Consider the following 14,289-nt stretch of genomic DNA (forward strand, 5'->3'; position numbering starts at 1 on the left):
ACGCCCGTGCGCCTGGCGCTGGCCGAGCTGCAGGCGGAGGGCCTGGCCGTGCCGGCGCCTGGCGGCGGCTTCGCGGTGCGGGCCTTCACCGTGCGCGAGATCGACGACGCCATCGCGCTGCGCGGCCAGCTGGAGGGCATGGCGGCGCGGCTGGTGGCCGAGCAGGGCGTCGATCCTGCCCTGTCCCGTCGCCTGCGCGCCGCGCTGGCTGCGGGCGACGCCGCCCTGGCGCGCGGCGTGCTGGATGCCGAGGCGACCGACGCCTATGTCGCCATGAACGGCGCCTTCCACGCCGCCATCGTGGAGGCGGCGGGCAATGCCGCGCTGCGTCGCGCGCTGGCGATGGTGGAGGCGCTGCCCTTCGCCGGCGCCTCCGCCCTGGTGCCGAACGCGGCGAGCGATGCCGGGCGGCTGTCGCTGCTGCGCTTCGCCCACCAGCAGCACCACCTGCTGGTCGAGGCGATGGAGACGCGCCAGGGCGCGCGCGCGGAGGCGCTGGCCCGCGAGCATGCCGACAATGCCCGGCGGAACCTGCGCCTGATCCTGCAGAGCGGCGAGTCCGGCGGACCCGCCGCGCTGCTCGCGCCGGGCGCCGACGTCGCCTGAAGCCTGTCGCCAGGCCGCCTCCCCGCGCGCCGCGCCGTTGCAACTGACGTCGGCTTGAACGCGACGTGCGGCGCTTTCGTTGCCGTGTGGCGCCTGCGCAACGTCCACACCGCGTTGTCATCCCGACCGCATCGTGGCGCGGCCTGTCTCCACCCCTCGTGATTCGCGGCGCCGTTCCACGCTGCGAATACTGCGCCGACGTAAGGCTGCGGTTGTCTTCGCGAGGTGGACACGGTGAAGGTTGCAATACTCGCCGGCGGGCTCGGCTCGCGCATGGGCGAGGAGACCGAGCTGCGCCCCAAGCCGATGGTCGAGATCGGCGGCCGGCCGATCCTGTGGCACATCATGCGATACTACGCTGGTTACGGGCATCGCGATTTCGTGGTCGCGCTCGGCCACAAGGGCGACGTCATCCGCCGCTACGCGACCGACTTCGCCGCGCTGCGCGGGGGCCATCTGCGGATCGACTACGACCGCCGCAGCGTTGAGACGCAGGACGCGGGCGCCGAGGACTGGCCGATGCAGGGCTGGACGCTGGAGCTGCGCGAGACCGGCGCCGAGACCAACACCGGCGGCCGCATCCGCCGTCTGCGCGAGGCGATCGGGCGCGAGCGCTTCATGCTGACCTGGGGCGACGGACTATCCGACGTGGACCTGAACGCGCTGCTCGCCTTCCACGCCGCGCATGGGCGCATGGTGACGATGACCGCCGTGCGCCCGCCACCGCGCTTCGGCCACCTGGAGCTGGACGGCGATCGCATCGCCGGCTTCCGCGAGAAGCCGGAACGTGCCGAGGGCTGGATCAACGGCGCCTTCTTCGTCTGCGAGCCGGAGGTCTTCGACCTGATCGATGGCGACGCGACGCAGTTCGAGGCCGAGCCGCTCGAGCGGCTGGCGCGCGACGGACAGCTCATGGCGTTCCGCCACGAAGGCTTCTGGCAGTGCATGGACACGCCGCGCGACCGTGCGCGGCTCGAGGCGTTGTGGGCCTCCGGCCGCGCGCCCTGGAAGATCTGGAACTGACGCGGCCGCGCCGCGAAGGAGACCACCCGACGATGCGAATCCTCATCACCGGCCATCTCGGATACATCGGCACGGCCGCCGTGCCGATCTTCCTCGAGGCCGGGCACGAGGTGGTGGGCTGCGACACGGACCTGTTCCGCGGCAGCACCTTCGGCCGCCATCCCGGGCCGGCGGCAAAGGTGCCGAATCTCGGCCTCGACATCCGCGACCTGCAGCCCGACCACCTGGCCGGCTTCGACGCCGTGGTGCACCTGGCCGGGCTGTCGAACCACCCGCTCGGCAACCGCGACCCGGCGGTGACCGACGCGATCAACCATCGCGCGGCCGTGCGCGTCGCCGCGGCGGCGAAGCGCGCCGGCGTGCCACGCTTCGCCTTCTCCTCCTCCTGCGCCAACTACGGCGCCTCCGGCGAGGAGCTGATCGACGAGACGGCGCCCTTCGCCCCGCTGCTGCCCTATGGCCAGTCCAAGGTGGATGCGGAACGCGGCATCGCGGCGCTGGCCGATGACGGCTTCTCACCGGTCATCCTGCGCAACGCGACCGCCTTCGGCCTCTCGCCGCGGCTGCGCTTCGACCTGGTGGTGAACAACCTCACCGCCTGGGCCTGCGCCACCGGGGAGGTGCTGCTGAAGTCCGACGGCACGCCCTGGCGGCCGCTGGTGCATGTGGACGACATCAGCCGCGCCTTCCTGGCCGTCTGCGAGGCGCCGCGCGAGGACATCCACCTGCAGGCCTTCAACATCGGCGCAACGGAGGCGAACCATCGCGTCATCGAGATCGCGCAGGCCGTCGCCGACGTGGTGCCTGGCACCGTGCTGCGCTTCGCCCCCGGGGCGGGGCCGGACCGGCTGAACTACCGCGTCAGCGGCGACAAGTTCGCGCGCCGCTTTCCCCATGCCGCGCCGCGCCGGACCGTGCGCGAATCGGTCGAGGAACTGCTCGAGGCCTGCCTGCGCCAGCGCCCGACGCCCGAGGAGTTCGAGGGCGCGCGCTACCAGCGCCTCGCGCATCTGAACGCCCTGATCGCCGCCGGCCGTGTCACGCCGGACTATCGCCCCGTGGTCCTCACGCGCGACAGGGTCGAGGCGTGAGCGTCGCGCTCCGCCCCGTCGCCGCCGACTGCGCCGAGATCGTCGCCTGCCGCGGCTGCGGCGGGCGTGAGCTGGCCAGCGTCTTCGACCTCGGCCGCATGCCGCTGTCCGACGGCTTCACCGCGGAAGCCGTGCGGCCCGACCCGGCCTGGCCGCTCGAGGTGGTCTCCTGCGTGGGATGCGGACTGGCGCAGCTGCGCCACACCGTCGCGCCGGAGGTGCTGTTCGCGGACGACTATCCGTATTTCTCCTCCGTCTCCCGCACGGTGGTGGACAATGCGGCGCGCAACGTGGCGGAGGCCGTGGCGCGCTTCCGCCCGGCGCCGGGCGCGCTGGCGATCGAGCTGGCCAGCAATGACGGCTACCTGTTGCGCCATGCGCGGGACGCCGGGCTTGCCGTGCTCGGCATCGACCCCGCGCGCGGCCCGGTGGCGGCGGCGCGCGCCGCCGGTATCGAGACGCTGCATGCCTTCTTCACCGAGGAGCTGGCGCAGCACCTGGCCGGGCAGGGCCGCCGCGCCGCCTTGCTGTTCGCCAACAACGTGCTGGCCCATGTCGCCGACACGCGCGGCTTCGTCCGCGGTATCCGCACGGTGCTGGCGCCCGGTGGCACCGCCATCATCGAGGTCCCCTACCTGCGCGACCTGATCGACCACGTGGAGTTCGACACCATCTACCATGAGCATCTCTGCTACTTCTCGCTCACCGCGCTGGTCGCGCTGTTCGCGCGGGAGGGCCTGGCGCTGAACGACGCGCAGCGCATCCCGATCCATGGCGGCTCGCTCCGGCTCTTCGTGCAGCGGGAGGCGGCGCCGAGCCCGCGCCTCGCCGCGCTGCTCGCGCAGGAACGGGCGGAAGGGCTCGATCGGGCCGACGCCTTTCGCGGTCTTGCGGGCCGCGTCGCGGAGCTGCGCCGCGGGCTGCGCGCCCTGCTGGATCGGCTGGCGGCGCAGGGCGCCCGGATCGGCGGCTACGGCGCGGCCGCGAAGGGCACCATCCTGCTCAACCATTTCGGCATCGGCCGCGGCGACCTGCTGTGGGTCGCCGACCGCAATCCGCACAAGCACGGCCTGTTCGTGCCCGGCGTGAAGCTACCGATCGTGCCGGTGGAGCGCATCGCGGAGGACCGGCCGACGCACCTGCTGCTGCTGCCCTGGAACCACCGGGCGGAGATCCTGCAGCAGCAGGCGGCCTTCCTCGCGGCCGGCGGGCGGTTCATCCTGCCCATCCCCGAACCCGTCGTCGTGGAGGGCTGAGCCGATGCCCGACACGCTGGCGTCGCGCCAGGCCGCGCCCGCCACGCTCTCCAAGGTGCCCGCCCATCGCTGCGCGGCCTGCGGCGCCCCGGGTGGCGCGAAGCTGGCCGAGCTGCACAGCGTTCCGACGAATTCCTGCCTGATGCTGCCCAGCGCGGAGGCCGCGCGCGCCTGGCCGCGCGGCGACATCGCGCTGTTCCTCTGCGAATCCTGCGGCTTCATCGCGAACCGCGCCTTCGCCCCGGAGCTGACCGAGTATTCCGACCGCTACGAGCCGAGCCAGGGCTGGAGCGGCGCCTTCCGCCGCTACCACCGCGACCTCGCCCTGCGCATTGCCGCGGCGGTTCCCCTGGCCGGCAAGCGCGTGGTGGAGATCGGCTGCGGCCAGGGCGAGTTCCTGCACCTGCTCTGCAGCGCCACGGGCGCGAGCGGACAGGGCTTCGATCCCTGCGTCGACCCGCGCCGCGCCGACGTGGTGGAACGGCGCACGGGGGACGTGCGCCTGGTGCCGGCCTTCTTCGACGAGGTCGCGGCGGCGACGCAGCAGGCCGACCTGCTGGTCTGCAAGATGACGCTGGAGCACATCCCGGCCGTCGGCCGCTTCGCCGCGCTCTGCGCGCAGGTCGCCCGCAACTCGGCGCCGGGCATGCGGCTGTTCGTCCAGGTGCCCGACAGCCTTCGCATCCTGCGCGAGGTCGCCATCGAGGACATCTACTACGAGCATTGCTGCTACTTTACCGAGGCGGCGCTCCGCGGCCTCTTCGCCCGGCACGGCTTCGCGACGGACGCGGTCTATGCCGATTACGACGGGCAGTACCTCGGCCTGCTGGCCCGCCATGTCGGCGCTGCGCCGGCGGCGCCCGGGCCTCTCGCCGAGGTCGCACGGCTCGGCGCGGGCTTCGCCGCCGCGCATGACGCGAAGCTGGCTGCGTGGCGGCGCCGAATCGCCGGGGCGGGGCGTGTGGCCTTGTGGGGCTCTGGCTCCAAGGGCGTCGCCTTCCTCGCGGCGCTCGGTCGCACGGCGGACGCCGTGATGCAGGTCGTGGACATCAACCCGCACCGGCAGGGCATGTTCATGATCGGCAGCGGCCATCCCATCGTCGCGCCCGCCGCGCTGGCAGCGTCGCGGCCCGACACCGTGGTGGTCATGAACCGCGTCTACCGGGAGGAGATCGCCGCCACCCTGGCCGGGCTCGGCCTCTCGCCCCGGCTGCTGGCGCTGTAGGCGCTATTCGGCCGGGGGCAGTGCGCCGGGCCGGGCCGGGCCGCTATCGCCCAGCACCGCGCGCTTTGCCGCGCGCAACGCCGCGAAGAGGCGAGGACTCGCCGCGCGCGCCGCGTCGCGCAGCACGTCCGCGGCGTGCCCGTCGGTCAGCCACCAGCGCAGCAGTTCGGCCCGGCAGGCGGCGCGGGCCGCCGGGTCCGGCACGCTGCGCGTCACCGCGCGCCAATAATGGCGCCAGACCGTCAGGTGGAAATGCGCGCTGGCCCGGCGTGCCGTGCTGTCCTGCCACAGCGCCGCCTCCCGCCGGTCCTTCAGCAGCAGGGCGCGGGTGTAGCGCTGCGGGTGCTCGCGGTGCAGGAAGACCGGCGCCGGCACGGACACCCAGGGGCCACGGAGCGCCATCTCCGCCAGCAGCACGCGGTCCGACCCGCTGTAGGTCCCGTGCAGGCCGGAGCCGACCAGGGCGGCGCGGCGGAACAGGCCGAAGAAGTCCTCGCACTGGTGGCGCGTGTGGATCACCGCGCCCAGCCGCCGCGCCGGACGCGCCGCGTCGATTCCGGGGAAGTGGTTGGCGTAGCGGCGCAGCTCCTGCCCCTCCGGCCCGATCTCGGTGATGCCGGTGGTGCACAGCACGGCATCCGGCGCAGCATCCAATGCCGCGACGGCGCGCGCCAGGTAGTCCGGCGCCAGCAAATCGTCATGCGCCGCCCACTTGAAGTAGCGGCCGCGCGCGCGGTGGAAGCAGGCATCGTAGTTCGGCCCCGCGCCCAGGTTGCGCGGCTGCCGCCGGTAGGACACCCGCGGATCGCGTGCGGCGTGCGCCAGGCAGATCTCGGCCGTTGCATCGGTCGAGGCATTGTCGCTGACGATCAGTTCGAGGTCGGCAAAGGACTGGCCGAGAATCGACCGGATCGTTGCGTCGAGGTAGCGCTCCCCATTGTAGACGGGCAGTCCGATACTGACGGCCGGGGCGGCGGTCGCGTGTTCGCTCATGCAGTCCTTGTGCTGTCGCACAGCGTTGCGGAGGCACCGCGCATTCTGCCTGCGCAACGCCGCAACGTATCGCCGGGACACCCACACAAGCGGTTGAGGCGCTGCTTCGTGCAACACCGTGGCAGGACTGCATCGCCCGGCCTGGCGGCCCCCCTCTTGATCGCGGCGCCGGGGTTACGGATGTTGGCGCCGCCGCGCGCCGGGTGCGCGGCAGCAGGCGGGGGATTCGGGCAGATGAGCCAGTCGGGACCGGTCTATCTTCGCTGGCGGCCGGACGGCTCGCCGGCGCCGGAAACGGAACGGTTCGAGGACCTGGACGCCGCGCTGGACGCGCTGGAGGCGCGCTGGGCGACGCTGCGCGACCAGGCGCCGCAGGTGCTGGATGCCCGTCGCGTGCTGCTGCTGAGCACGGAGGAGCTCCGCGGCGAGTTCGACGCCGCGGACCAGGGCTGACCGGCGGCCCGCCGCGGGGCGGCGGGCGTGCCGAAGCGCCGCCTTACAGGCCGCCGTGGCGCTGCTGGTGCTCGTTCACCAGCCGTGTCAGCAGATCATGGAACCGCTTGGCTGCCACCGGGCTCATGATGATCCGGTGCAGCAGCTGCACCTCCATCGCGCCGCCCTGCTGCTGCAGGTCCCAGTTCTGGTTCACGCCGAAGGTCAGCACCACCTCCTCGCGCGTGCTGGTCGCGCTGCAGACGTTGCAGTAGCTGCTCTTCAGGTTGCTCGTGTCGAGCTTCATCTCCGGCTTGGTGTCCGGCTTGTCGCTGGACTGGCTCATCGCGTGCTCCCCGATCCGCCGAGCGCCACGGGATCGGGCGCACCGGCTGGCTGGGCGGACGATACCACGCGTCCGTGAACGGACAAGCCGCGCCAGGACGGGGAACCGTTGCTTTTCCGCGGGATTCGGCGATGCTGGACGCCATGGCGTGGCGAGGTGGCGCGTGATCCGAATGGGCGCGACGGGACGTTTCGGAACCGCTCCGGTATGCCGGTCGGCGCTGCCCGTGCTGCTGCTCGCCGCGCTGTCGCTGCCTGTTGCCGCCCAACCGGCGCCGCTGCTGCAGGACACCGAGTTCGACTGCCTCATGGATGCCGCGCAGCGCGTGAAGCTCGGCGCCTCCGTCACCGGGCTGATCCGCGCCGTCAACGTGAACCGTGGCGACGTGGTGCGGCGCGGGCAGGTGCTGGCGCAGCTTGCCTCGGAGGTGGAGGAGGCGAATGCCGCGCTCGCCCGCGTCCGCGCCCGCAACGACAGCCCGGTGGCCAGCGCGGAGCAGCGCGCCGAGTACGCGCGCCGCCGGGCCGGTCGGCTGGAGCGGCTGCGCGCCACCAACGCCGTCAGCGAACGCGAATACGACGAGGCGGCGACCGAGGCGCGCGTCGCGGCACTCACGCTGCGCGATGCCCAGATGAACCTGGAAGCCGCCCGCGCCGAGCTGCTGCGCGCCGAGGAGCAGGTCGCGCAGCGCCAGATCCTGAGCCCGATCGACGGCATCGTCGTGGAGCGCCACCTCTCGGGAGGCGAATACCTGCACGAGCAGGCGCAGCTGCTGACGCTCGCGCAGATCGACCCGCTGCATGTCGAGGTCTACCTGCCCGTCGCCTTCTTCGGCCAGATCGCGACCGGCGACGTCGCCACCGTGATGCCGGAAGCGCCGGTGGGCGGCCAGTATCGCGCCCGCGTCTCCGTGGTGGACCGGGTGATGGATGCGGCGAGCGGCACCTTCGGCGTGCGCCTGCTGCTTGCGAATCCGGACCTGGCCCTCCCGGCCGGACTGCGCTGCCGCATCCGGTTCCGCGCGCCGGACTAGGCGGCTGCCCGCGCCGGCCGAAACATGTCCGTTTCGACATCAATCGGCAAGCTCAACGACATTGACCCGTCTCCACCAGCGGTCTCTCCTTGCGGGCAGGACATTCGACCACCGGTGCAGGACCCTCGGCACGATGACGCGGCGCCGTATGTCCCGCAACGCTATCGGACCGTATCGCGGCCGGGCGTCATCGCGCGCGCCGCGCGCCTGAGGGGAGAGGCCAAGCCGATGTCGTTCGCCGAGGACGCGAGCCGCCCGTCCCCCGCCGCCCAGGGCGCGCCGAAGCTTCGGCTGGTCACGCCGCAGACCGAGGAGGCCTCGCTCTGGGCCTCCTTCGCCGGCGCCAGCGACGCCAGCGAGTTCTGCACCGCCTGGCTCGCAATCCAGTGCCGCACCGTGCCGGACGCGGTCAGCGGCCTGCTGCTGCTGCAGGAAGGCCGCGCACGCTTCACCCCAGCGGCGATCTGGCCGGACCGCGCGCGTGACGTGACGCACCTCGCCAGGACCGCCCAGCAGGCGCTTGCCGAGAAGCGCGGCATCGTTGCAGCCGGCCGCGACGGCGCGTCCGAGGTCGCCTATCCGCTCGAGCTCGACGGCCAGGTGCACGGCGCCGTGGTGCTGGAGCTGCGCGCGACCGGCGCGGCGCTGCAGGCCGCGCTGCGCCAGCTGCATTGGGGTGCGGGCTGGCTGGAGACGCTGTTCCGTCGTCGCCGGGCCGGCGAGGATGCCGAGCAGCTGCGTCGCACCGCGCTCGCGCTCGACGTCGTCGCGGTGGCCGGCGAGCATCCCCGCCTGCATGCCGCTGCCGTCGCCGTCGCGACCGACCTCGCGACGCGGCTCGAGTGCCGGCGGGTCTGCCTCGGCCTCGCGAAGCGGCGCGGGGCGAAGCTCGTCGCCATCTCCCACGCCGCATGGTTCGAGCAGAAGGCGCAGACCGTCGCCGCCATCGAGTCGGCGATGGAAGAGGCGCTGGACCAGGACGTGCCGGTGCTGGTGCCCGCACTGCCGGAGACGTCGCGCCGCATCTCCCTGGCCGCCGCCGAGCTCGGCCGGCTTTCCGGCGCCAACGCCGTCGCCACCGTGCCGCTGACCAGCGGCAGCCGGACCGTCGGCGTGCTGACCTTCGAGCGCGAGGGCGCGCCCTTCGACGCCTCCACGCTGCGACTGCTGGAAGCGGTGGGCCACGCCCTGGGCCCCATCGTCGCCGCCAAGGCGGACAGCGAGAAGCTGGTCACTGGCCGCATCGTCACCGCGCTGGGGGACGGGCTGCGCGCCGTCTTCGGTCCGCGCCGGCCGGCGCTGAAGCTGGCCGTCGCCGCCGCGATCGGCGCGACCGCATGGCTCGCGGTCGCCACCGGGGAGTTCCGCGTCGCCGCCCGCGCCGCGATAGAGGGCTCGATCCAGCGCGCCGCCGTCGCACCCTTCGAAGGTTTCGTCGCCACTGCCCCGGCGCGCGCCGGCGACGTGGTGGAGGAAGGCCAGCTCCTCGCCACGCTCGACGACCGCGAACTGGCGCTGGAGGCCGCGCGCTGGCGTGCCGAGCGCGACCAGCAGCAGCTGCGCTACCAGGAGGCGCTGGGCCGGCAGGATCGCGCCCAGGCCCGCATGCTCGCCGCCCAGGTCCGCCAGACCGAGGCACAGCTGGCACTGGTGGAGGGCAAGCTGGAACGTGCCCGCATCCGCGCGCCGTTCCGCGGCGTGGTGGTCTCCGGCGACCTCTCCCAGCAGCTCGGCGCGCCGGTCGAGACCGGCAGGGTGCTGTTCGAGGTCGCGCCGCTGGAAGGCTTCCGCGTGGTGCTGCGCGTGGACGAGCGCGACATGCGCTACGTGACGGAAGGGCAGGGCGGCCGGCTGGTGCTCACCGGCCTGTCCGGCCAGTCCTTCCCGGTGCGCGTCACCAAGGTGACGCCGGTTGCCAACACCCAGGATGGCCGCAACGTCTTCCGCGTGGAGGCCACCGTCACCGACCCCGATGCGCGGCTGCGCCCGGGGATGGAGGGCGTCGCCAAGCTGTCGGTGGACGACCAGCCGCTGGCCTGGATCTGGACACGGAGCCTGGTGGACTGGGCGCGCATGAGCCTCTGGACCTGGCTGCCGTAAGGACTGCCTGAGGCACCTGTCCCATGGCCCGCGACGCCTTCCTCAGCGGCGAGTGGCACCGCGTCGGGCGGCTCAGGCCGCGGCTGCGCCCGCATGTGAAGATCCACCGGCACCGCTACCGCGGCGAGACGTGGTACGTGCTGCAGGACCACGCCTCCGGCCGCTACCACCGCTTCAGCCCGGCGGCCTACGCGCTCGCCGGCATGATGGACGGCGAACGGACGGTGGACGAGCTCTGGAAGGAGCTCGTCGCCCAGCTCGGCGACGACGCGCCGACCCAGACTTCCGTCGTCAACCTGCTCTCCCAGCTGCACGCGGCCGACCTGCTGCAGACCGACGTGGCGGCCGATGCGGCGGAGATGATGACGCGGCGCGGCAAGCAGCAGCGCCGCAAGCTGCTGGGCCGCGCGGGCAACCCGCTGGCCATCAAGATCCCGCTGTGGGACCCCGACCGATTCCTGGTCGCGACGCTGCCCTTCGTGCGGCCCTTCCTCTCCCGCTTCGGCGCCGTGCTCTGGCTTCTGGTCGTCGGCTTCGGCGTCCTGCTCGCAGGGATGCACCGGGAGGAGCTGACGGCGAACCTGGCCGACCGGGTGATGACGCCCTCCGGCCTGCTGCTGATCGCCGTCGTCTTCCCGTTCCTCAAGCTGCTGCACGAGCTCGGCCACGCCTATGCCACCCGCGCCGGCGGCGGCGAGGTGCGGGAGATGGGCGTGATGTTCATGGCGCTCGCGCCCGTGCCCTATGTCGACGGCACAGCCTCCGCGGCATTCCGCAGCAAGTGGCGCCGCGCCGGCGTGGGCGCGGCAGGCGTCATCGTGGAGGCCTTCGTCGCGGCGCTGGCGATGGTGGCCTGGACGCTGCTGGAGCCCGGGCTGGCGCGCGCGCTGTGCTTCAACGTGATGCTGGTGGCCGGCGTCTCCACCATCGTCTTCAACCTGAACCCGCTGCTGAAGCTGGACGGCTACTTCATCGCCTGCGACCTGCTCGAGATCCCGAACCTCGGCGGCCGCGCCAACAAGTGGTGGGGCTGGCTGGCGGAGGCGAAGCTGTTCGGCGCGGATGTGGAGCCGCCGGTCAGCACCGCCTGGGAACGCTTCTGGTTCGCGCTCTACGCCCCGGCCAGCTTCGTCTGGCGCATCGCCGTCGTGCTGGGCATTGCGCTGTTCGTGGCGGAGCATTTCTTCGTCGTCGGCGCGCTGATGGCGATCGGCGGCATCCTGCTCACCATCGTCTGGCCGCTGGCCAAGGCGTTCTGGCATGTCGGCACCAGCCCCCGCCTGCAGCTGAAGCGCGGTCGCGCCATGGCGATGACCTTCGGCGGGCTGGCGGCGGCGGCGCTGCTGCTCACCGTCGTGCCCGCGCCGCTGCGCACCACATCGGAAGGCGTGGTCTGGCTGCCGGAGGAGACGATCGTGCGCGCCGGCAGCGACGGATTCGTGCGCGCGGTGGCCACCGCGCCCGGCAGCTGGGTGGCGCCCGGCGCGCCGCTGGTGCAGGCAGACCACCCCGACCTCGAATCCGAGGTCGTCGTGCTGCGCACCCAGATCGAGGCACTGCGCGCGCGGCTGGATTCCGAGCAGTTCACCAACCGCGTCCAGGCCGAGGTGACGCGGCAGGAGATCACACTCAAGACCCAGCAGCTGGCCCGTGCCGAGGAGCGTCTGGACGCGCTGCTGGTGCGCGCTTCCGCGGAAGGCACCTTCCGCGTCCCGCGCGCCGAGGACCTGCCCGGCCGCTACGTGAAGCGCGGCGACGTGCTGGGCTTCGTCACCCCGCGGGAGGCGACTCTGGCGCGCGTGGTGGTGCCGCAGGCCGACATCGACCTGGTGCGCGGCCGGCTGGACGGCGTGGAGGTGAAGCTGCCCGGCCGCATCTGGGAACCGCTGCCCGCCCGCCTGGTGCGGGAGGTGCCGGCCGCCTCCGAGCGCCTGCCGAGCCGCGCCCTGGCGGTGGATGGCGGCGGCCGCTTCGCCGCCGATCCCAGCGCCGGCGGCGAGAACCCCCGCACGCTGGAGCGGCTGTTCCAGTTCGACCTCGCGCTGCCCGCGGGCACCGTGCAGGAGGGATTCGGCGCCCGCGTCTTCGTCCGCTTCGACCACGGGGCGGAGCCGCTGGGCGCGCAATGGTGGCGCCGCGGGCGGCAGCTGGTACTCGCCCGCCTGCAGTTGTGATGGGTGAGGGGCGCGTCGTGAAGCCGTCTTCTCCCTCCCCCGCGTGCGGGGGAGGGTCGGGGCGGGGGCCGCACGCCCGTGCCGGTCGCACCGGGCACGCCCCATGACCGCCGACCGCCTCAAGCCCTGGCGCACCGACGAACGCCAGTCCGGCCCCTATCCCGAACGGGCGGAGCGCGACCCGAACCTCGCCGACCGCGCGCTGATGGCCTGGGGCGAGGTCACCGCGCGCAGCCTCGGCCATCGCCGCCGCATGCTGGAACGCTTCTGCGACCGCGTGGACGCCGCCGAGCCCGCAGTACAGGCTCTCACCGACGCCGGGCTGCGCGAGGCGGCGGAGGCGCTGCGCCCTGCCTTCCTCCGCCACGGCCTGCGTGACGACCTCCTGGTGCGCTGCTTCGCCCTGGCGCGCGAAGGCAGCCGCCGCGTGCTGGGCAAGCGGCACTACCGCGTGCAGCTGATGGGCGGCCGCGCGCTCGTCGCCGGCTGGCTGGCGGAGATGGCGACCGGCGAGGGCAAGACCATCACCGCCGGCCCGCCCGCCATCGCCGCCGCGCTCGCCGGCCTGCCCGTGCATGTCGTCACCGTCAACGACTACCTGGCGGAACGCGACGCCGGAATCCTGGAGCCGCTCTACAGATTGTTCGGCCTTTCCGTCGGTATCTGCCAGCACGGGCAGGAGCCGGAGGTGCGCCGCGCCGCGTACCAGGCGGACATCACCTATGGCGCCAACAAGGAGATCGCCTTCGACTACCTCCGCGACCGCATCGCGCTCGGCCGGCGCCGCGGCCGCGCGGGACGCTCCGTGCAGGCCGTCCTGGCCGATGCCGACCCGGCGCCGCTGCTGCTGCGCGGCCTCGGCTTCGCCATCGTGGACGAGGCCGACAGCGTGCTGGTGGATGAGGCGCGCACCCCGCTGATCATCTCCGCCGCCTCCGGCAGCGAGGGCGAGGCGGAGACCTATGCACTCGCGCTCGGCATCGCATCCAGGCTGGAGGAGGGACGCCACTACGAGCTGATGCCCGCGCGCCACCTGGTGCGCCTGACCGATGCCGGCCGCGCGCGTGTGGAGGAGGAGAGCCGCCTGCGTGGCGGCCTCTGGGGCATCCGCCGCGCGCGGGAGGAACTGGCCGAACAGGCGCTGCTGGCGCTGCGCATCTACCAGCGCGGGCACCAGTACGTGGTGCAGGACGGGAAGGTGCAGATCGTGGACGAGTACACCGGCCGCATCGCCGATGGCCGCACCTGGGAACGCGGCCTGCACCAGCTGATCGAGGCGAAGGAAGGCGTGGAGCTGACGGGACGGCGGGAGACGCTCGCCCGCATCACCTACCAGCGCTTCTTCCGCCGCTACCTCCGCCTCTCCGGCATGACCGGCACCGGCTGGGAACTCAGCGGGGAGCTGCGCGCCGTCTACGGCCTGCCGGTGGTGCGCATCCCCACGAACCGGCCCAACCGCCGCCGCGACCTCGGCGCGCGGCTTCTGCCTGGCATGGCGACCAAGTGGGACGCGGTCACGGAGGCAGCGCGCCGCATGGCGCAGACCGGCCGGCCGGTGCTGATCGGCACGAAGAGCGTCGAGGCATCGGAACAGCTCTCCACCCGCCTCGCCGCGCTGGGGCTGGAGCACGCCGTGCTCAACGCGCATTTCGACAAGGCGGAGGCTGAGATCGTCGCGCAGGCCGGGCAGCGCGGCCGCATCACGGTGGCCACCAACATGGCCGGCCGCGGCACCGACATCCATCTGGCCGAGGGGGTGGAGGAGTTGGGCGGGCTGCATGTGATCGTCGCGGAGTTCCACGACAGCCCGCGCATCGACCGCCAGCTGATCGGCCGCGGCGCCCGCCAGGGCGACCCCGGCAGCTTCGAGGCAATCGTCTCCGCCGAGGACGAGCTGTTCCTCCGCCATGCCGGCCCGCGCGTGGCGAAGCTCGCGCGCCTGCTGCCGGGCGGCGGCGTCGCGCTGCTGCGCCGCGTGGCGCAGGGCCGGGCCGAGGCGATGCACGCCGC

The 14,289-nt window shown here is 73.1% G+C and carries 12 protein-coding genes; 10 read left to right on the top strand and 2 right to left on the bottom strand.

From position 1 onward, the window contains the following. The 5 genes from OZN99_RS12915 to OZN99_RS12935 all read left to right on the top strand — a co-directional run. Positions 1–606: GntR family transcriptional regulator (locus tag OZN99_RS12915; protein WP_270935653.1), on the top strand; the 606-nt coding region annotated here is incomplete at its 5' end. Positions 607–840: 234 nt separating this feature from the next. Further along, positions 841–1,629 carry a glucose-1-phosphate cytidylyltransferase gene (gene rfbF / locus OZN99_RS12920; RefSeq protein ID WP_270935654.1) on the top strand — a complete coding sequence of 263 codons (789 nt, stop codon included), beginning with the start codon at positions 841–843 and terminating at the stop codon, positions 1,627–1,629. Positions 1,630–1,661: 32 nt separating this feature from the next. Continuing rightward, on the top strand, positions 1,662–2,720 hold the full coding sequence (locus OZN99_RS12925; protein WP_270935655.1) for an NAD-dependent epimerase/dehydratase family protein: 1,059 nt from the start codon (positions 1,662–1,664) through the stop codon (positions 2,718–2,720). Further along, positions 2,717–3,976 carry a class I SAM-dependent methyltransferase gene (locus tag OZN99_RS12930; protein ID WP_270935656.1) on the top strand — a complete coding sequence of 420 codons (1,260 nt, stop codon included), beginning with the start codon at positions 2,717–2,719 and terminating at the stop codon, positions 3,974–3,976. The genes OZN99_RS12925 and OZN99_RS12930 overlap by 4 nt, the downstream gene beginning before the upstream one ends. A gap of 4 nt (positions 3,977–3,980) precedes the next feature. Further along, positions 3,981–5,201, top strand: coding sequence for a class I SAM-dependent methyltransferase (locus OZN99_RS12935; RefSeq protein WP_270935657.1), 1,221 nt, complete (start codon positions 3,981–3,983; stop codon positions 5,199–5,201). A 3-nt stretch (positions 5,202–5,204) separates the two neighbouring features. Here OZN99_RS12935 and OZN99_RS12940 read toward each other — a convergent pair whose 3' ends face one another. Beyond that, on the bottom strand, positions 5,205–6,194 hold the full coding sequence (locus OZN99_RS12940) for a glycosyltransferase family 2 protein (RefSeq protein ID WP_270935658.1): 990 nt from the start codon (positions 6,192–6,194) through the stop codon (positions 5,205–5,207). Between the two features lie 234 nt (positions 6,195–6,428). On the opposite strand from OZN99_RS12940, the gene OZN99_RS12945 reads away from it, so the two are divergent. Continuing rightward, the gene (locus OZN99_RS12945; RefSeq protein WP_270935659.1) at positions 6,429–6,647 is read left to right on the top strand and encodes a hypothetical protein; all 219 of its coding nucleotides are present in this window, start codon (positions 6,429–6,431) and stop codon (positions 6,645–6,647) included. Between the two features lie 43 nt (positions 6,648–6,690). Here the strand turns inward: OZN99_RS12945 and OZN99_RS12950 are convergent, their stop codons facing one another. Then, positions 6,691–6,972: a DUF3467 domain-containing protein gene (locus OZN99_RS12950; RefSeq protein WP_270935660.1), complete on the bottom strand. Its 282-nt coding sequence runs from the start codon at positions 6,970–6,972 to the stop codon at positions 6,691–6,693. A gap of 226 nt (positions 6,973–7,198) precedes the next feature. Here OZN99_RS12950 and OZN99_RS12955 point away from each other — a divergent pair, with 226 nt between their 5' ends. The 4 genes from OZN99_RS12955 to OZN99_RS12970 form a co-directional block, all read left to right on the top strand. Next, positions 7,199–8,005, top strand: a complete 807-nt coding sequence (locus tag OZN99_RS12955) for an efflux RND transporter periplasmic adaptor subunit (RefSeq protein WP_270935661.1) — start codon at positions 7,199–7,201, stop codon at positions 8,003–8,005. 228 nt (positions 8,006–8,233) lie between these two features. Continuing rightward, positions 8,234–10,105 (top strand): HlyD family efflux transporter periplasmic adaptor subunit, encoded by a 1,872-nt coding sequence (locus tag OZN99_RS12960; protein ID WP_270935662.1) that lies wholly within the window; start codon positions 8,234–8,236, stop codon positions 10,103–10,105. Between the two features lie 23 nt (positions 10,106–10,128). Next, a complete protein-coding gene (locus OZN99_RS12965) occupies positions 10,129–12,279 on the top strand; it encodes a PqqD family peptide modification chaperone (protein WP_270935663.1) in 2,151 nt (716 codons plus the stop codon). A 103-nt stretch (positions 12,280–12,382) separates the two neighbouring features. Further along, on the top strand, positions 12,383–14,289 hold a 1,907-nt coding region (locus OZN99_RS12970; RefSeq protein WP_456299880.1), incomplete at its 3' end, for a preprotein translocase subunit SecA.

The organism is Falsiroseomonas oryzae (assembly GCF_027856955.1).
Classification (GTDB): Bacteria; Pseudomonadota; Alphaproteobacteria; order Acetobacterales; family Acetobacteraceae; genus Falsiroseomonas; species Falsiroseomonas oryzae.